Origin of the sequence: Streptomyces sp. NPDC058812, from assembly GCF_042744565.1 — a bacterium.
In the GTDB taxonomy this organism is placed as follows: domain Bacteria; phylum Actinomycetota; class Actinomycetes; order Streptomycetales; family Streptomycetaceae; genus Streptomyces; species Streptomyces thinghirensis.
This window is the reverse complement of the sequence record NZ_JBHYOB010000029.1, coordinates 24,140-42,601: the sequence shown is the minus strand read 5'-3', so window position 1 is coordinate 42,601 and position 18,462 is coordinate 24,140. Positions and strand designations below refer to the sequence as shown.

The window sequence follows — 18,462 nt, the reverse complement described above, 5'->3', positions numbered from 1 at the left end:
GTCCTCACCGGCGGGGCCCTTCCCGGACCGCCTCGATGTGCTCGGCGACGGCGACCACGATCAGCCGGGTGTCGGGCACCGTGGCCCGCCACCGGTGCCGCACCCCGCCGGTGAGGTAGAGCGTGTCGCCGCGCCCCAGCCGGTAGGCGCGGCCCTCGGCCTCGATCTCCACGGCGCCCTCGGTGACGAACATCAACTGGTCGTTGCGGCACTGCAGTTCCCGGCCCGCGTCGTGGTCGCCGGTGTATTCGGAGGCGTGCATCTGGTGGTGTCCGCGCACCAGCGAGCGCACCTTGGGTGCCAGCTCGGGATCGGGGTCCTCGGCCCGGACGACGTCGACGCTGCACGCGGGGTCGGCGGCGGCGAGCAGTTCCACGGCGGTGGTGCGCAGGGCGTCGGCCACCTTCTCCAGGGAGGTCTGGCTGGGCCGCGCCCGGTCGTTCTCGATCTGGCTCAGGAAGGGCACGGACAGGCCGCTGCGCTCGGACACGACGGCGAGGGTGAGTTCGAGGGCCCGGCGCCGCCGCCGTACGGCCGCGCCCACCCGAAGGTGCTGATCTTTGTGGTCGCCCATCGCTCCGGCTCCCTCCTTCACCCGTCGCGGTACCGCCGCGGCCGCCCGGTCCGGGCGCCGTACTCCTGATGAGTTCTCTGCACCCTACGCATGTTCGGCAAACCGTTTCATGCGGCCGTCACATCGACGTCACGGTGCGGTGGCCGCGACCTCACATTTCTCGCCACCGAAAGGGCCGCTCGCGCGCCGCGCCGGACGCCTTACCGGTTCAAGGCGTGGCGGGCCCCGCATGTTCCCGCCAGCCCCTCCCGTCCCGGTGGAGGGATGCTCAGGCGGGGGGTTGGCGCTCCGTGGTTGTCCAAATCCTTACCGTGTCCTGGCTCCCTACGACCCGAGGGGTGGGCCGGTACCGCTACTGCGGGGTCATCCGCCCGACCATGTCCGGGTGCTCCTCCAGCCAGGCCGCCACGGCTTCCTCCTCGTGGCCCTGACCGCGGTTCTTGATCTCCGCCTCCAGGCTGCCGAGCTCGTCCTCGCTCATGTGGAAGTCCTTGATCCACTCGGTGAGCTGCGGGTACTGCTCGGGGAACTTCTTGCTGGAGATGGTGCGGATCGTGTTGCCCTCGCCGAAGGCCTTCTTGGGGTCCTTCAGCTTGGTCAGCTCGTACTCGCTGTACGCCCAGTGCGGCGACCAGAGAGTGACCGCGACCGGCTCCTTCTTGGCCAGGGCGCGCTTGAGCTCGGCCAGCATCGCCGGCGTGGAGCCGTCGACGACCTCGTACTCGTCCTCCAGGCCGTAGCCCGGCACGACCTCGTCCTTGAGGAGCTGCATCTCACCGGTGCCGGGCTCGATGCCGATGATCTTCCCGTCGAAGAGGTCGGCCTTGCCCTTGAGGTCCGCGAGGGACTTGACGTCCTTCACGTACGAGGGGACGGCGATCTCCAGGGACGTCGGCTCGTACCAGGTGCCCAGGTCGGTGAGGTTGTTCTTGTGCTTGTCCCAGTAGTTCTTCTGGGCGTAGGGCAGCCAGGCGTCGAAGTTGAGGTCGAGGTCGCCGGAGGCCAGGCCGGTGTAGACCGGGCCGACGTCCATCTGCTTCAGGTTCAGCTTGTAGCCGCGCCGCTCCAGGACGTTCTTCCACAGGTAGGTGACGGCGATGTCCTCGTCCCAGGGGAACCAGGCGATGTCCAGCGGGCGCTTCGCCTCGGCCGGGGTGGCGCCGGCGCCGCCCTCGACCGGGGCGAGCTTGTCGACGAGGCCCGGGTTGGCGTCCAGCCAGGTGCGGACGGCGTCCTGCTGGTTGCCCTTGCCGGCCTTGTTGATCTCGGCCTCGAGGCTGGTGAGCTGCTTCTCGGTCAGCGAGAAGTCCTTGAGCCACTTGGCCGTGGTGGGGTCGTCGCCGGCGAAGCCCTTGCGGGACAGCGTGTGCACGCCGTCACCCGCGCCCCAGGCGCCCTTGGGGTCCTTCAGCTTCTTCAGGTCGAGGTCGTTGTACGCCCAGTGCGGGGACCAGAGCGTGACGACCACCGGCTCCTTCTTGCTCATCGCCCGCTTCAGCTCGGCCAGCATCGCCGGGGTGGAGCTGTCGACGACCTTGTACTCCTTCTCCAGGCCGTACTCCTTGAGGACCTTGCTCTTCAGCAGGGCCATCTCACCGGCGCTGGACTCGATGCCGGTGATCTTGCCGTCGAACAGGTCGGCCTTGCCCTTGAGGTCCGCCAGTGAGTTGACGTCCTTCATGTACGCGGGGACGGTCAGCTCCAGCGACGTCTCGTCGTACCAGGAGCCGAGGTCGTCGAGCCGGTCGCCGTACTTCTTCCAGTACTGCTCGTGCGTGGTCGGCAGCCAGGAGTTGGTGACGATGTCGATGTCGCCCTGGGCCAGGGAGGTGTAGAGCGGCCCGGCGTCGAACTGCCTGGCCTCCACCTCGTAGCCGCGCTGTTCGAGGATCTCCTTCCACAGGAAGGTGGAGGCGACACCCTCGTCCCACGGGACGTAGCCGAGAGAGACCTTCTTGCCCTGGCCGACGTTCTTGCCGTCGGCGACGCTCTTCGAGTCGCCGGAGCCGCCGAACATGCCCATGCCGCCGGCCACCAGGGCCAGGATCACGACGCCGATCACGGCGACCTGCGGACGGGGACGGTAGGACCAGATCTTCATGCCGCTCGCGGCCCGGGCCCGGGCCGCGGCGCGCCGGCCCAGCGGCGAGACGTGGGTGCCCAGGGCGCTGGTCATGCGGTCCAGGTAGATCGCGAGGATCACGATGGCGATGCCGGACTCGGAGCCGAGGCCGACGTTGAGCTGGCCGATCGCCTCGTTGACGTCGCCGCCGAGGCCGCCGGTGCCGACCATGCCCGCGATCGCGGCCATGGACAGGCCGAGCATGATGACCTGGTTGACGCCCGCCATCACCGTGGGCAGCGCCAGCGGGAGCTGGACGCGCAGCAGGGTGTTGCGGGGAGTGGTGCCGAAGGCCTCGGCGGCCTCGACCAGTTCCTTGTCGACCTGGCGGATGCCCAGCTCGGTCATGCGAACGCCCGGGGCGAGCGCGAAGATCAGGGTGGCGACGATGCCCGCGGAGGCGCCGGTGCCGAAGAACAGGATCGCCGGGATCAGGTAGATCATCGCGGGCAGCGTCTGCATGAAGTCCAGCACCGGCCGGACGACGCCGCTGACCCGGTCCGAACGGGCCGCCCAGATACCCACGGGCACCGCGACGACCAGCGCGATCAGGGTGGCGACGAGCACCAGCGCCAGGGTGATCATCGCGTTTTCCCACAGTTCCATGGAGACGATGAACGCGAATCCGAGGAAGGTGAGAACACCGGCGACCGTGCCGCGCAGCCAGAAGGCGATGATCGCGAAGATGCCGACGAGGAGCAGCGGTTCGGGCGCCTGGAGGACGGCGTTGATGCCGTCGTAGGTGCCGGTGAAGACGGTCTTGAGGAAGTCGAAGAGCCACGCGACGTGTCCGAGCAGCCAGTCGACGGCGCTGTTGACCCAGTCGCCGAGCGGAATCCTAGGCACGGGCCATCACCTTCTCGGGACCCTTGTCGCGCGGGGAGTCGCAGGTGCCGACCTCGGCCTGCTCGTCGCCCAGGAAGCCCACGAGGCGGCGGGAGGGGACCACGCCCACGAGGTCGCCGTCGTCGACGACCGCGACGGGGTGCGGCACGCGCGCACTGATGGCGCACAGCTCGGTGAACGGCGTCTCGGGCGTGGCCGTGTCGCACGCGCAGTCGGCCTCGTCGCCGCGCAGTTCGGTCTCCATGACGGCTCGGGCGGTGAGTACGCGGGAGCGGTCGACGTCCTGGGTGAAGGAGGCGACGTAGTCGTTGGCGGGACGTATCAGGATGTCCTGCGCGGTGCCTATCTGCACGATCCGGCCGTCCCGCATGACGGCGATGCGGTCGCCCAGGCGCATGGCCTCGTTGAGGTCGTGGGTGATGAAGACGATGGTCTTCTTCAGGGTCTTCTGCAGTTCGAGCAGCTGGTCCTGCATGTCGCGGCGGATCAGCGGGTCGAGGGCGCTGAAGGACTCGTCCATGAGCAGCAGGTCGGCGTCCGTGGCGAGGGCGCGGGCCAGGCCCACGCGCTGCTGCATACCGCCGGACAGCTCGTCCGGCCAGGACTTCTCCCAGCCGGCCAGGCCGCACAGGGCGAGCGCCTCGTCGGCGCGGCGCTCGCGCTCGGCGCGGGGCACGCCCTGCACTTCAAGACCGTAGGCAGCGTTGTCACGGACGCTGCGGTGCGGGAAGAGCGCGAAGTGCTGGAAGACCATGCTGATCTGCTTGGAGCGGACCTCGCGCAGTCGGCGGTCGCCGAGTTCCGTCAGGTCCTGACCACCGAACCGGACGTGCCCGGCGGTCGGCTCCAGCAGACCGTTGAGCATGCGCAGCAGCGTGGACTTGCCGGACCCGGACAGCCCCATGACCACGAAGATCTCGCCGGGCTCCACGGTGAAGGACGCGTCGATGACGGCGGCCGTGGTGCCGTCGGCGCGCAGTTCCTCCCGGTCGGCTCCCTGGCGCAGCCGTTCGGCTGCCTGGTCCGGTTTCCTGCCGAAGACCTTGTACAGGTTTTCGGCCTCTAGTCTGGCTGACACGCTTACCTCTTGCATCGGGGGCAGGGACCGGGCCGTGAAGACTCGCCGATGCGCAGACCCGCTGATGCGAGCAGTCGTAGATACGAAGACTCGCTAACAGTTGAAAGCATCAACCAGCTTTGACCCGGGTGCGCGCCTGCCCTGATCGTCCCGGCCCAAACATTTGAGTGACCCAGTTCACACGTCCTCCACCTCCTCGCCACATGGCCTGCGGCATGATGCGAGGCGTGACCGGACGACTGATGCTTCTCGACACCGCCTCCCTCTACTTCCGCGCCTACTTCGGCGTACCGGACTCCGTGAGGGCCCCCGACGGCACGCCGGTGAACGCCGTGCGCGGACTCCTCGACTTCATCGACCGCCTGGTGAAGGACCACCGGCCCGACCACCTCGTCGCCTGCATGGACGCCGACTGGCGCCCGCAGTGGCGCGTGGAGCTGATCCCCTCCTACAAGGCGCACCGCGTCGCCGAGGAGCGCCCGGCGGGCCCGGACACCGAGGAGGTGCCCGACACGCTCTCGCCGCAGGTGCCGGTCATCGAGGCCGTCCTCGACGCGCTCGGCATCGCCCGCGTCGGCGTGGCCGGGTACGAGGCGGACGACGTCATCGGCACCTACACGGCGCGGGCGACGGGCCCGGTCGACATCGTCACCGGCGACCGGGACCTCTACCAGCTCGTCGACGACGCCCGTGGCGTGCGCGTGCTGTATCCGATCAAGGGCGTCGGCACGCTCGCCCTCACCGACGAGGCCGCGCTGCGCGAGAAGTACGGCGTCGACGGCCGCGGGTACGCCGATCTGGCGCTGCTGCGGGGCGACCCGAGCGACGGCCTGCCGGGCGTGGCGGGCATCGGCGAGAAGACGGCGGCCAAGCTGCTCGCCGAGTTCGGGGACCTGGCCGGGATCCAGGCCGCCGTCGACGACCCGAGGGCGAAGCTCACGCCCTCGCAGCGCAAGCGGCTGACCGAGGCCGCGCCGTATCTCGCGGTCGCCCCGAAGGTCGTCCGGGTAGCCGACGACGTCCCGCTGCCGGACGTCGACACCGCGCTGCCGCACGCCCCGCGCGACGCCGCGGCGCTGGACGGACTGGCGGCCCGCTGGGGTCTGGGCGGATCACTGCAGCGGCTGCTGACGACACTCGGCGCCTGAAGCCGTGCGGCCCGGGCAGGCAATGCCTGCCCGGCGCATCGGAGCTCCGACGAGGGGAAGCCGTACTTGGCGCACGCGAGGATGCTAACTTAGGTAAACCTAAGTCAGGGAACCCTCACGCAGGGAGCAGGGAGGCCGACATGGCAGACCGTCCGGCACGCAAGCCGCGCAAGCCGCACACCGCACAGGTCGTCCGCACCGAGCGGCTGACCCCGCACATGCAGCGTGTGGTGCTCGGCGGCGAGGGACTCGCCGGGCTGCCGGCGGACACCTGCACCGACCATTACGTGAAGCTGCTGTTCCCCTCCGGGGGCGCGACCTACCCGGAGCCCTTCGACATGGAACGGATCCGCGAGGAGTTCCCCCGCGACCAGTGGCCGGTGACCCGGACGTACACGGTGCGCCACTGGGACGCAGAGCTTTGTGAGCTGACCCTGGACTTCGTGATCCACGGCGACGAGGGTCTGGCCGGCCCCTGGGCGAAGCGCGTCCAGCCTGGCGAGACCGTCCGCTTCATGGGCCCCGGCGGCGCCTACGCCCCCGACCCCGCCGCCGACTGGCACCTGCTCGCCGGTGACGAGAGCGCGCTGCCCGCGATCGCCCGGTCCCTGGAGGCACTGCCCGACGGTGCCCGCGCCTTCGCCTTCATCGAGGTCGACGGGCCCGAGGAGGAGCAGAAGATCGACTCCGACGTGGAGGTCGTCTGGCTGCACCGCGGCGACCGTCCGGTGGGCCAGGCCCTGGTCGAGGCCCTGCGCGGCCTGGACTTCCCCGAGGGCCGGGTGCACGCCTTCGTGCACGGCGAGGCGGCCTGCGTGAAGGAACTGCGGGGGCTCCTCCGGGTGGAACGCGAGATCCCCCGCGAGGACCTCTCCATCTCCGGGTACTGGCGCCTCGGCCACAACGAGGACGGCTGGCAGGCCTCGAAGCGGGAGTGGAACGCACGCATCGAGGCGGAGCAGGAGGGCACCGCCCCGGCGGCGTGACCGAGCCGGTGGCAACCGCCCGACGGCGGCCCGAGCCCGCGGCCACCACCGGGCCGCATAACGGGGCCCGCCACCACCGGGCCGCGTAACCGAGCCCGCCGCCACCACCCAGCCGCATAACCGGGCCCGCGGCCACCCCCAGCCGCATAACCGGGCCCGCGGCCACCCCCAGCCGCATAACCGAGCCCGCCACCACCACCCGACCGCCTGGCCGAGCCCCTGGCCACCACCCGGCCGTATAGCGAGCCGCGCCGGGTGTGCCGCGTATCACGTATCCACCGGCGCACACGGCCTGCCCGATAGAGCACGCCTCGGCCGGCGCACACGGTCTGCCCGACAGAACACCCGTCGGCCGGCGCACCGCCACACAAGGCACAGCGCCGCACGGCCACCCACCCGTCGCACCACACCACCCACCGGCCGCGCGGCCGAGCCCGCACCTCGGCCCACCCCGCCACGCACACGCCCGCGCAGCATCGCGCACAGCGGGCCCACGACGCCTCGCCACGCCGGTCACGCCGGTCACGCCGGTCACGCCGCGGGACTCCGCACACCGGCCCGCCCCGCCCCGGTGTCCCGCACACGCGCGGGCCCGCGCGCACCGTCGAGCGCGGTCGTGGCCGCCGCGCCCGGGCCGCCGCACTCCCCGCGTACAGCGCGCGGCGCCGCGTCGGCCACGTCAAGCCCACTACGTGCCGCCCGCATCGGCCGTCGAGGCGTCCGGGCCTCAGTCGCCGCGTACGCGTGCGTGCAGGTGCATGTCGTGCCAGCCGTCTGGATGGAGCAGGGCGCTGCGCTTGGTGCCCTCCAGGGCGAAGCGTGCCTTGCGGGCGACCCGGCAGGAGGCCTCGTTGGCGACGGAGTGGGTGAGTTCCAGTCGCTGGAAGCCGATCTCGTCCAGGGCCCAGCGGGCGAGCCCGTTCGTGGCGCGGGCCGCGACGCCCCGGCCGCGAGCCGCCGCCGTGGTCCAGTAGGCGACCTCGGCCACCCCGTCGTCGAGCAGGACCTCGCGGAGGGCGACCCTGCCGAGGAGCCGGTCGTCGGCCTCGTCGGCGACGGCCCACTGGACGTTGCGCTCGTGGGCCCAGCCCCGCTGCCACTCGGCGATCCAGCCGCGCACCTCCTCCTCGGAGTCGGCGGTGCGGATGTGCCACTGGTGCATCACCGGGTCCTGGAAGGCCGCGTGCACTGCGGGCGCGTCCTCGGCGCGCCACGGGCGCAGTACCAGCCCGTCGCCGGTGGGGACCGTGGGCTGCGGGGTACGGGCGAGAGAGCCTGCGGGAAGGACCGGGCGCGTCAGGTAGGGCATGGGCCGCATCCTGCCAACGCCCCGTTCGGCGGCCCAGCGGTTTTCCGGCACCGGCCGCCGCCTCGTACGCTGGCAGGCGATGAGACGCCGCACCCCTCCCCCGCCCTCGCCCCTCCCGCAGCGCGACGGGATCGACGCGGTGCGGGTGCGGCTGCCCGCCGACGGGCCGTGGTCCACGGTGCGGGAACACCTGACGGAGCGGTTGGCACGCGCCGGCGCCGGCGTGGTCGACGGCATGTTCGACGCCGGGCTGTTCGTCGGCGCGGACGGGCGGGCCGTACCGGAGGACGCGCCGTACGAGCCCGGGATGTTCGTGTGGTACCACCGCGAGCTGCCCGCCGAGGTACCCGTGCCCTTCCCCCTGGAGATCGTGTACCGCGACGAGCACATCGTCGTCGCCGACAAGCCGCACTTCCTGGCCACCACCCCGCGCGGCGGCCACGTCACCGAGACCGCGCTCGCACGGCTGCGCCGGGAACTGGGTGTCCCGGCGCTCGGCGCCGCTCACCGCCTGGACCGGCTCACCGCCGGACTGGTCCTGTTCACGGTGCGCCCCGAGGAGCGCGGCGCGTACCAGGGCCTGTTCCGCGACCGGCTGGTGCGCAAGGAGTACGAGGCCGTCGCCCCGTACGATCCGGAGCTGGTCCTCCCCCGGACCGTGCGCAGCCGAATCCTCAAGGAACGCGGGGTGCTGGCCGCCCAGGAGATCGAGGGCGAGCCGAACGCCGTGAGCCGCGTCGAGCTGATCGAGCGCCGCCCGGACCCGGGCACCGGCCTGGGCCGGTACCGGCTGGTGCCCGGCACCGGCCAGACCCACCAGCTGCGCGTCCACATGACCGCGCTCGGCGTGCCGATCCTCGGCGACCCGCTCTACCCCGAGGTGACCGACCCCGTGCCGGCCGGCGACTTCCGGCGCCCGCTGCAACTGCTGGCGCGGGAGCTGGGGTTCACCGATCCGGTCACGGGGCGGGAGCACCGCTTCCGCAGCGGACGGTCCCTCGGCGCCTGGACGGCGTATGAGGACTGGGCCGCCGGCCGTCAGTAGCCGCGCCACCAGAGCAGGAAGCGCTGCCAGGCACCGCGGGGACGTGGCTGCTCCGGCACCGGCTGGGGCTGCGCGGCCGTCAACGGCGCGGGCTCCGGCGGGTACGACGGGGCCTGCGGTTCGGGCCGGCTCTCCGGCCGCGGGATGCCGACGTGCCAGGCGGTGCGCCGCTCCGGGACCGGGGCGTGGCTCGGCTGCTGCCTGATGTCCTGCTGCGCCTTGGGCTCGAAGTACACCGGCAGTTCCACCAGGTGCCGAGAGGCGATCGACGAGCGCCACCGCAGTTCGCCCTCGTCGATGGCGAGCTGGACGTCCGGCAGCCGCATCAGCAGCGCGTCGATCCCGGCGTCCGCGATGGCACGCCCGATGTCCTGGCCGGGGCACTCGTGCGGACCGCCGCCGAAGGCGAGGTGGGCGCGGTTGCCCTGCATGCTCGCGTCCAGGTCGGGGCGGATGCGCGGGTCGACGTTGCCCGGGGCGATGCCGAGCAGCAGCCCGTCGCCCGCGCGGATGCGCTGACCGCCCAGTTCGGTCTCCTGCTTGGCGAAGTAGGCGAAGACGGTACTGAACGGCGGCTCGTCCCACAGGGACTGCTCGACCGCCTCGGGCACCGTCATCTGGCCGCCGCTGAGCTGGGCGCGGAAGCCCGGGTCGGTGAGCACCACGCGCAGCACGTTGCTGATGAGGTTCACGGTCGCTTCGTAGGCGGCCAGGAGGACCAACCGCAGGTGCTCCCTGACCTCGTCGTCGGTGAGCCCGGCGGGGTGGGTGACAAGGCGCCCGGCGATGTCGTCCTCGGGGTTGGCCCGGCGGGCGGTGGTGAGGCGGTCCAGGGCGTCCATGACGTAGGCGTGGCTGGCGATCGCCGTCTCGGTGCCCTTGAGCGCGTCGCGGGCGGCCTCGACCATCCGGTCGTTGTACTCCTCCGGCATGCCGAGGAGATGGCACATCACTCCCATCGGCAGGTGCTCGGCGAACTGGCTGACCAGGTCGGCGCGGCCCTCCTCGCAGAACCGGTTGACGTGGCGCTGGGTGTACCGCTTGATGTGGCGGCGCAGTTCCCGGTAGTCGATGTCGGACATGGCGCTGGTGACCGCGCCGCGCAGCCGCTTGTGCTCGTCGCCCTCCGCGTGGGAGCAGATGGGCTGCCAGGCGATGTGCGGCATGAGGGGGTGGTCCGGCTTGACCATGCCCTCGTTGAGCGGCGTCCAGATCCGGCTGTCGCGGCAGAACTGGGCGGGCGTGCTCACCATGTGCAGGTTCTCGGCGTGCCCGAGGACCACCCACATCGGTACGTCGTCGTGGAGCAGCGCCGGCGCCACCGGACCATGTTGCTCGCGCAGCTTCTCGTACAGCTCTTCCAGGTCCTCCGTCTCGTGCAGCCGGTGCAGTCCGCCCGGTCCGAGGCCGTGCGCGGGGCAGCCGGGCGGCGGTTCGAGCAGGGGGTCGCCCGTTCCGGTCAGGGAGTGGCGTTCAGGCGTCACAGTGTCGCTCCGCAACAGAAGTGTGGGTCAGGGGTGTGGTTCGAGGAGGCCGGTCGGCCGCGCCGGGTCAGCCGAGCGCGCCCTTCATCGCGATGGAGTGCAGGAAGCGCGTCAGTGTCAGCAGGACGTCCCGGCTGGAGGCCCGGCGCCGCACGTCGCAGTCGAGGATGGGGATCTCCTCGGTCAGGTCGAGCGCGGCCCGCAGCTCCTCGACGGGGTAACGGGGGGCGTCGGGGAAGGTGTTGACGGCGACCACGAAGGGCACACCGCGCTCCTCCAGGCGCCCCATGACGTCGAAGCTGACGTCCAGGCGGCGGGTGTCGACGAGTACCACCGCGCCGAGGGCGCCCTCGAACAGGCCGTTCCACAGGAACCAGAAGCGCTCCTGGCCGGGCGTGCCGAAGAGGTACAGCACCAGTTGGTCGGTGATGCTGATGCGGCCGAAGTCCATGGCCACCGTGGTGGCCGTCTTGGAGGCGGAACCGTAGTTGTCGTCGACCCCGATGCCGGCCTGGGTCATCGTCTCCTCGGTGGTCAGCGGTCTGATCTCGCTGACCGAACCGACCATGGTGGTCTTGCCGACCCCGAAGCCGCCCACGATGACGATCTTCACGGCGGCCTCGGCCGTGTGCGGAAGCCGGTCCTCGGTCCGTGGGCCCGGGATCGTGTCAGAGTTTTTGAAGTCCATGCATCACCGCTTCGAGGAGGTTTCGGTCGGCGACCTTCTGGCGGACGATCGGGGCGCGGGCCTGCACCAGTTCCGCTGCCAGCAAGTCGGTGAGCAGCACGGTCACCACACTGAACGGCAGGCCCAGGTAGGCCGACAGCTCGGCTGCGGACAGGGGCGCGGCGCACAGCCGCAGCAGGGCCGCCTGTTCGGGAGTGGCGGACACCGGAGGGTCGGCTCGGGCCACGATCAGGGTGACCAGGTCGATGTCGGCGCGCTCGCCGCCGCCCTCCCCGCCGATGACGAACAGCCGCTCGGGGTTGGGCGTCCCGTCGTCCTTGCCGGGAGGTCCGGCAGCGGAGGACGCGGCGGACGGCTCCTGCCCGGGAGATCGCCTCTGGCGTTGGGGAGGAGTCATACGGTCTGCCCGTTGCGCCTGGCGGGACTGGTGAGATGGGGCCCGATGCGGGCGACCAGGTCGGCCATGCTGAGGCCCATCCGGCCGGGCTCGCAACAGACGTCGGAGAGCACGGCGAGGTAGGCGTTGGGTCCGGCGGCCATCAGGTAGAAGTAGCCGCCGTTCATCTCGATGAGGACCATCTTCATGTCGCCGTCGCTGGTCGGGATCTCCTGGCTGACGGCACTCGCCAGGCTCTGCAGGCCCGCGCAGGCCGCGGCGACCCGGTCGGCGGCGTCCGGGTCCCCGGAGTAGCGGGCGATGCGCAGGCCGTCGGCGGAGAGCACCACGATCATCTCGATGCCCGGGACGCCGTCGTAGAGATCCCGGAGCATCCAGTCGAACTTGCCTTGCTGCTCGATCACTTGAGGTTCCCCTCGTCGTCTGCCGGGGCGTGGGCCGGCTCGTTGCTGCTGGACTGCTGGTGGGCCTGGGTGCTGCCCGTGTGCTGCTTGAGGCCCTCCCAGAAGGCCCCGATGAAGTGCCCCGGCGGGAGCCCCTCGTCCTTCACCGGCTCGGGCTCCGGCTCCGGCGGGAAGCCGTTTCGGGCGCGCTCGGCGGCCAGGCGGGCCTCGCGCTCGGCGTCCTCCCGCTCCCAGACAGCCTGTTCGGCGAGGCGCTGGCTGAGCGGCATCTTGACCCGGCTGCGGCGCTGCGGGAGGCCGCCCGCCGTCCACTCGGTCACCTCGGGAACGTCGTCCTCCAGGGAGACCGTGTCGGGGATACGGGGGCTGGTGGGGCGGCGCTTCTTGGGCGGGCGATTGGGTCCGGGCAGGGCGTCCGGGCCCGGCTGCGGGATCGACGCCGCGCCGATGCCGTGGGCGAGGCCGACTCCGGGCTCGGTGGTCATCATCTTGCTGGGCACGATGAGGATGGCCCGGACGCCGCCGTACGCGGAGGCCCGCAGGGACACGTCCATGCCGTACTGCGTGCACAGGCGGCCGACGACCGACAGGCCCAGCCGCGGGTGGTGGGCGAGGTCCTGCACGTCGGTGCCGCGTTTGGCGTGCTCCAGCAGTCCCTCGATACGGGCGCGGGACTCCTCGCTGAGGCTGACGCCGGCGTCCTCGATCTCGATGCACACACCGCTCTGCACCTCGGTCGCGGTGACGTGCACCTTGGACCCCGGCGGCGAGTAGCGGGTGGCGTTGTCGAGGAGTTCCGCCGCGGCGTGGATGACCTGCTCGACCGCGGTGCCCTTGATGTTGACCTTGGCGATGGAGGCCAGGTTGATCCGGCGGTACTCCAGGATCCGGGACATGGCGCCGCGCAGCACGCTGTAGAGCGCCACCGGCTTGGGCCACTGGCGTCCGGGCCGGCCGCCGCCGATGACGGAGATCGAGTCGGCGAGGCGGCCGATCAGGGCGGTGCCGTGGTCGATGCGCAGGAGGTCGTCGAAGACCTCGGGGTTGCGCCCGTGGTCCTCCTCCATCTCGCGGAGTTCCTTGTTCTGCTGGTGGACGATCGCCTGGACGCGGCGGGCGATGTCGACGAAGGAACGCTCGGCGGATTCGCGCATGGAGTCCTGGTGATCGACGATGTCGCACACCATGCGGATGAGCTTGCGCTGGGGCTCGCCGAGTTCGGTGTAGGAGGGGTCGACCTCGCCGAGACGGCGCATCACCTCTTCGGGTGTGCTTCCCGAGCGCATGAAGTCCAGGACGTTGGGCAGGACTTCGCCGCCGAGGCGGACCATCTCCTCGTGATGGCTCGCGGCCCGGCGTTCCAGATACGCGCTGTGACGGGCGTGCTCGGCACGCAGGACCCGTAGCGCACGGCCGCGGCGTACCGCTTCGGCCGCCGCGGCGATCACCAGCAGGGTGGCGACGGCACCGCACAGGCCGACGGCGAGCCGGGCCGGTTCCGTCACCAGGGCGACGGCGGCCCCGGTGGCCGCGGCCATCAGTATGGCCGGCAGCAACAGCGTTCGCGCGTAGGGAAGTTCACGGCGACCTGGAGGGGAATCAACACTCACCATGTAGGCCCTCTGAAAACGAATCGGCTGGGATGGGGGAGCTTGCGGCGGGGTATCTCTGGGAGTTGTCGGGATCTTCGGCGCATTGGGAACAAGCGCGCGATTTCACCTCAACTCGGTGCGCTGCGGGCGAGCTTAGTCCGAGGGGATCATCGCCGTGTCATATTCAGCAAGCACCTGAAACGGGCACTGGGACTGGAGTAGTCTCGGGCCCATTTGCACGCCCGGGAGTCACTCGAACACACGGTGTAGTGGTGAGCGGGCGTACGAAAATCACTCACCGTAATGAGGGAAAGAGACGCCGAAGGCATCCAGAAACGCCGGAGGCCCGGCGGAACACCGCCGGGCCTCCGATACGCAGGGCTAGCCCACCGACGAGTAGGCGACCACCCCGCGCAGCAGTTCGTCGACCGCCTTGCGCGCGTTCTTCGGGACCGTCGAGCCCTCGGCGGGCGCGGCGGCCGAGATCTGGCCGAGGACGTCGATGACCTGCTTGCACCAGCGCACGAAGTCGCCGGCGGGCATCTCCACCTCGCGCAGCACCTCGTCGAGGCCCTTGCCGGACGCCCACATGTACGCGGCCCAGGCGAAGCCGAGGTCGGGCTCGCGCTGGCCGACGCCCTCGGTCTGGCTGATCCGGAAGTCCTCCTCCAGGGCGTCGAGGCGACCCCAGATGCGGACGGTCTCACCGAGCGCGGCCTTGGCCTTGCCCGAGGGCAGCTTCGGCGCCATCGCGTCGTCGGCGGCCCGGGACTCGAAGACCAGCGCGGAGACGCAGGCGGCCAGCTCGGCCGGGGAGAGGCCCTCCCAGACGCCCTCGCGCAGACACTCACTGGCGAGCAGGTCCAGTTCGCCGTAGAGCCGGGCGAGGCGCTTGCCGTGCTGGGTGACCTCGTCGCCGCGCAGGTAGTCCATCTCCGTCAGCAGCGCGACGATCCGGTCGAAGGTGCGGGCGATGGTGTTCGTCCGGCCCTCGATCCGGCGCTCCAGCTGGGAGGTGTCGCGCAGCAGCCGGTGGTAGCGCTCGGCCCAGCGGGCGTGGTCCTCGCGGTCGTCGCAGCCGTGGCACGGGTGGGCGCGGATGTCCTTGCGCAGCCGGGCGATCTCCCGGTCGTCGGCGGCCTGGGAACGCTTCTTGCGGGCGCGCTCCGGCGGGATGTGCCCGGCCTTGGTGCGCAGTGCGGAGGCGAGGTCGCGGCGGGACTGGGGTGAGCGCGGGTTGAAGGACTTCGGGATGCGCATCCGCTCCAGCGCCTCGACCGGCACCGGGAAGTCCATCGACGCCAGCCGCTTGACCTGCCGCTCGGCGGTCAGCACCAGCGGGCGGGGCCCGTCGTGGTGCTCGAAGCCGCGGTGACCGTTGGACCGGCCGGCGGGCAGGCCCGGGTCCAGCACCAGGGCGAGGCCCGCGTACTTGCCCGTCGGCACGTGGATGACGTCGCCCGGCTTCAGCTTCTCCAGCGCCACGGCGGCCTCGGCGCGCCGCTGGTTGGCGCCCTGCCGAGCCAGCTCGGTCTCGCGGTCCTTCAGCTCGCGGCGCAGCCGCGCGTACTCCTCGAAGTCGCCGAGGTGGCAGGTCATGGAGGCCTTGTAGCCCTCCAGCCCTTCCTCGTTGCGCTGGACCTGACGGGAGATGCCGACGACCGACTTGTCCGCCTGGAACTGCGCGAAGGAGGTCTCCAGCAGCTCCCGCGAACGGTGCCGGCCGAACTGCTCGACCAGGTTGACCGCCATGTTGTACGACGGCTTGAAGCTGGAGCGCAGCGGGTACGTGCGTGTACCGGCCAGTCCCGCGAGGTGCTCGGGGTTCATGCCGCGCTGCCACAGCACGACGGCATGGCCCTCGACGTCGATGCCGCGCCGCCCGGCCCGGCCGGTGAGCTGGGTGTACTCGCCGGGGGTGATGTCGGCGTGCTGCTCGCCGTTCCACTTGACGAGCTTCTCCAGCACGACCGAGCGGGCGGGCATGTTGATGCCGAGGGCGAGGGTCTCGGTCGCGAAGACGGCCTTGACCAGTCCGCGCACGAACAGCTCCTCGACGACCTCCTTGAACGTCGGCAGCATGCCCGCGTGGTGGGCGGCGATGCCGCGCTCCAGGCCCTCCAGCCACTCGTAGTAGCCCAGGACGTGCAGGTCCTCGGTCGGGATGGAGGACGTGCGCTCCTCGACCAGGGCGCGCACCCGCTCCCGCGCGTCCTCGTCGTTGAGCCGCAGCCCGGCGTACATGCACTGCTGGACGGCGGCCTCGCAGGCGGCGCGGCTGAAGATGAAGGTGATCGCGGGCAGCAGGCCCTCGGCGTCCAGGCGCTCGATGACCTCGGGCCGGCCCGGCGTCCAGACGCGGGAGCGCTGCCGGCGCTCGCGCTCCCGGTCGGCCTCCTTCATGGCACGGCCGCGCCTGCGGTCCTGGTAGGACGGGCGGCTCGCCTCCAGGCGCGCCATGCGCGTGAGGTCGGGGTTGACGGCCTTCTTGTGGCCCTCGCCCTCCTCGAACAGGTCGTACATCCGGCGCCCGGCCAGCACGTGCTGGAACAGCGGCACCGGCCGGTGCTCGGAGACGATCACCTCGGTGTGGCCGCGCACGGTGTCGAGCCAGTCGCCGAACTCCTCCGCGTTCGACACGGTCGCCGACAGTGACACCAGGGTCACGGATTCGGGGAGGTGGATGATCACTTCCTCCCACACGGCACCGCGGAAGCGGTCGGAGAGGTAGTGCACCTCGTCCATGACCACGTGGCCGAGGCCGAGGAGGGTCTGGGAGCCGGCGTAGAGCATGTTCCGCAGGACCTCGGTGGTCATCACGACCACCGGGGCGTCGGAGTTCACGCTGTTGTCGCCGGTGAGCAGGCCCACTCTGTCCGCGCCGTAGCGGCGGCACAGGTCGGCGTACTTCTGGTTCGACAGCGCCTTGATGGGCGTCGTGTAGAAGCACTTCTTGCCCTGCTGGAGGGCGAGGTGGACGGCGAACTCGCCGACGATCGTCTTGCCGGAGCCGGTGGGCGCGGCCACCAGCACGCCCTTGCCCGCCTCGAGTGCCTGGCAGGCCTCGATCTGGAAGGGGTCGAGGCCGAAGTCGTACATCTCGCGGAAGGAGGCGAGCGCGGTGGCCTGCTCGGCAGCGCGCTGGCGGGCTGCCGCGTACCGCTCGGCCGGAGAGAGATCGTCTGTCATCGTGCTTTCGAGCGTACCGGGCCGCACTGACAACAGGACGATCATTATCGGGATCGGTCCCGTGAGGGATCGTGGGGAGCTTCCGCCGCCCCGTCGGCCCTCAGGTCACGTCGTCGTAGCCGTTGACCCGGTCCTTCGTGGCCTGCTCGGGCAGGGCGCGGGCGGTGGTCACGGGCTCGATCCCGCCGATGTCCTCGGGGGTGAGGTCCAGCTCGGACGCCTCGTCGTCGTCGGGTTCCAGGGCCTCGCGGCGGGCTCTGCGACGGTCGTTCAGCAGGGAGATGGTGACCGCGGCGAAGTACAGCACCCAGATCGGTCCGGCCAGCATGATCATCGTCAGGGGGTCGGTGCTCGGCGTGGCGATGGCCGCGAACAGCGTGATGCCCATGATCATGGCGCGCCACCAGCCGAGCATCCGCTTGCCGGCCAGCACTCCGGTGAGGTTGAGCATGACCAGCAGCAGGGGCAGCTCGAAGGAGAGACCGAAGACGATCACCATGCGTGTGACGAGGTCGAGCAGCTCGTCCAGCGGCAGCAGGTTGTCGACGTCGCTCGGCGTGAACTCGATCAGCACCTTCGCCGAGGTGGGCAGCACCGCGTAGGCGAAGTAGGCGCCGACGAGGAAGAGCGGCGCACCGGTGGCGACGAACGCGTAGGCGTACTTCTTCTCGCTCTTGTGCAGGCCCGGGGCGACGAACGCCCACAGTTGGTAGAGCCAGACCGGGGAGGCCAGCACGATGCCGGCCGTCAGGGACACCTTCAGAGCCAGGGTGAAGGGGCCGAGCAGACCGTTGATGGTGATCTGCGCGCACGGCTCCGCACCGGTCTCCGCCTGGGCCAGCTCCGCGAACGATTTCTCACAGCCGATCGAATCGAGGATCGGCTCGGTGAGGACGTTGATGATCTCCTGGTAGAAGAAAGCGGCGACCACAGTGACGGCGACGATGGCCAACAACGCCTTCGCGAGCCGGTTGCGGAGCTCACGAAGGTGCTCCGCGAGGGGCATCCGCCCCTCGGGATCCCTCTCCTTGTTGCGGGCAGGCTTCAGCAACCCACATTCCCATCTCGTGCGGCGGGCCGGAGGTCACCGGCCCTGCGTCAGCGCTTGGTCGTGTCCGTCGGCTCGGTGACCGGACGGGAGCTGGTCACATCGCCGGGGGCGGCCTGGATGGTGCGCTTCGCCGCGGCCTGCTCGGGGTTGGGAGGATCGGCGGGAGCGGAGTCGTCGGACTTGCTCTCGCTCTTCATCGCCTTGGCCTCGCTCTTGAGGATGCGCGCCGACTTGCCGAGCGAGCGCGCCATGTCCGGAAGCTTCTTCGCGCCGAACAGCAGGATGATGACGACGAGGATGAGAATGATCTCGGGGGCGCCGAGCCTTCCGAACATAAGTCTTTACCTTCTCACCGAGGCGGCTGGGTGGGGGTGCTGTCCGACCGGTCGGACATGTGTCCGATCGATCGTCTTGTGCAGCGATCGTAACGCTCAGGGGTAAACGTGAGGCAATCCCCGTGCGTACTCCCGTCCGCGGCCGGGCCTCGTTTTCCGGGCCGCGACCAGCAGCGTACCTTCAGGGACCTGTGGGGTGACAGGGCAAAGCGTC

The 18,462-nt window shown here is 70.7% G+C and carries 15 protein-coding genes; 3 read left to right on the top strand and 12 right to left on the bottom strand.

Features of this window, described 5'->3' with window-relative positions; translation table 11 throughout:
- Positions 1–4: 4 nt before the first annotated feature.
- The 3 genes from ACFW48_RS35985 to ACFW48_RS35975 form a co-directional block, all read right to left on the bottom strand.
- On the bottom strand, positions 5–574 hold the full coding sequence (locus ACFW48_RS35985) for a helix-turn-helix domain-containing protein (RefSeq protein ID WP_386322469.1): 570 nt from the start codon (positions 572–574) through the stop codon (positions 5–7).
- Between the two features lie 352 nt (positions 575–926).
- The gene (locus ACFW48_RS35980; RefSeq protein WP_386322467.1) at positions 927–3,542 is read right to left on the bottom strand and encodes an ABC transporter permease/substrate binding protein; all 2,616 of its coding nucleotides are present in this window, start codon (positions 3,540–3,542) and stop codon (positions 927–929) included.
- Positions 3,535–4,620, bottom strand: coding sequence for a glycine betaine/L-proline ABC transporter ATP-binding protein (locus tag ACFW48_RS35975; protein WP_386322465.1), 1,086 nt, complete (start codon positions 4,618–4,620; stop codon positions 3,535–3,537). Before ACFW48_RS35975 ends, ACFW48_RS35980 begins: the two co-directional genes overlap by 8 nt.
- Before the next feature lie 203 nt (positions 4,621–4,823).
- Between ACFW48_RS35975 and ACFW48_RS35970 the strand changes: the two genes are divergently transcribed.
- Positions 4,824–5,768, top strand: a complete 945-nt coding sequence (locus ACFW48_RS35970) for a 5'-3' exonuclease H3TH domain-containing protein (RefSeq protein ID WP_386322463.1) — start codon at positions 4,824–4,826, stop codon at positions 5,766–5,768.
- Between the two features lie 140 nt (positions 5,769–5,908).
- A complete protein-coding gene (locus ACFW48_RS35965; RefSeq protein ID WP_386322461.1) occupies positions 5,909–6,754 on the top strand; it encodes a siderophore-interacting protein in 846 nt (281 codons plus the stop codon).
- A 727-nt stretch (positions 6,755–7,481) separates the two neighbouring features.
- On the opposite strand, the gene ACFW48_RS35960 is transcribed toward ACFW48_RS35965, so the two are convergent.
- Positions 7,482–8,063, bottom strand: a complete 582-nt coding sequence (locus tag ACFW48_RS35960; RefSeq protein WP_386322459.1) for a GNAT family N-acetyltransferase — start codon at positions 8,061–8,063, stop codon at positions 7,482–7,484.
- A gap of 79 nt (positions 8,064–8,142) precedes the next feature.
- On the opposite strand from ACFW48_RS35960, the gene ACFW48_RS35955 reads away from it, so the two are divergent.
- Complete coding sequence (locus ACFW48_RS35955) at positions 8,143–9,108, top strand: RluA family pseudouridine synthase (RefSeq protein ID WP_386322457.1); 966 nt, start codon at positions 8,143–8,145, stop codon at positions 9,106–9,108.
- Here the strand turns inward: ACFW48_RS35955 and ACFW48_RS35950 are convergent.
- From ACFW48_RS35950 to tatA, 8 genes are all read right to left on the bottom strand, one after another.
- The gene (locus ACFW48_RS35950; RefSeq protein ID WP_386322455.1) at positions 9,102–10,592 is read right to left on the bottom strand and encodes a cytochrome P450; all 1,491 of its coding nucleotides are present in this window, start codon (positions 10,590–10,592) and stop codon (positions 9,102–9,104) included. The genes ACFW48_RS35955 and ACFW48_RS35950 overlap by 7 nt on opposite strands.
- A gap of 67 nt (positions 10,593–10,659) precedes the next feature.
- Complete coding sequence (locus ACFW48_RS35945; RefSeq protein WP_310874209.1) at positions 10,660–11,280, bottom strand: ATP/GTP-binding protein; 621 nt, start codon at positions 11,278–11,280, stop codon at positions 10,660–10,662.
- Positions 11,261–11,677, bottom strand: coding sequence for a DUF742 domain-containing protein (locus ACFW48_RS35940; protein WP_386322453.1), 417 nt, complete (start codon positions 11,675–11,677; stop codon positions 11,261–11,263). The genes ACFW48_RS35945 and ACFW48_RS35940 overlap by 20 nt, the downstream gene beginning before the upstream one ends.
- Entirely contained in the window at positions 11,674–12,051 is a 378-nt protein-coding gene (locus tag ACFW48_RS35935; RefSeq protein WP_247696687.1) for a roadblock/LC7 domain-containing protein, read from the bottom strand. The genes ACFW48_RS35940 and ACFW48_RS35935 overlap by 4 nt, the downstream gene beginning before the upstream one ends.
- Before the next feature lie 26 nt (positions 12,052–12,077).
- Entirely contained in the window at positions 12,078–13,694 is a 1,617-nt protein-coding gene (locus ACFW48_RS35930) for a sensor histidine kinase (protein WP_386322451.1), read from the bottom strand.
- Between the two features lie 360 nt (positions 13,695–14,054).
- Positions 14,055–16,907, bottom strand: a complete 2,853-nt coding sequence (locus ACFW48_RS35925; protein WP_386322449.1) for a DEAD/DEAH box helicase — start codon at positions 16,905–16,907, stop codon at positions 14,055–14,057.
- Between the two features lie 55 nt (positions 16,908–16,962).
- The gene (gene tatC, locus ACFW48_RS35920; RefSeq protein ID WP_386322447.1) at positions 16,963–17,913 is read right to left on the bottom strand and encodes a twin-arginine translocase subunit TatC; all 951 of its coding nucleotides are present in this window, start codon (positions 17,911–17,913) and stop codon (positions 16,963–16,965) included.
- A gap of 47 nt (positions 17,914–17,960) precedes the next feature.
- The gene (gene tatA, locus ACFW48_RS35915) at positions 17,961–18,248 is read right to left on the bottom strand and encodes a Sec-independent protein translocase subunit TatA (protein ID WP_210961737.1); all 288 of its coding nucleotides are present in this window, start codon (positions 18,246–18,248) and stop codon (positions 17,961–17,963) included.
- Positions 18,249–18,462 lie beyond the last annotated feature (214 nt).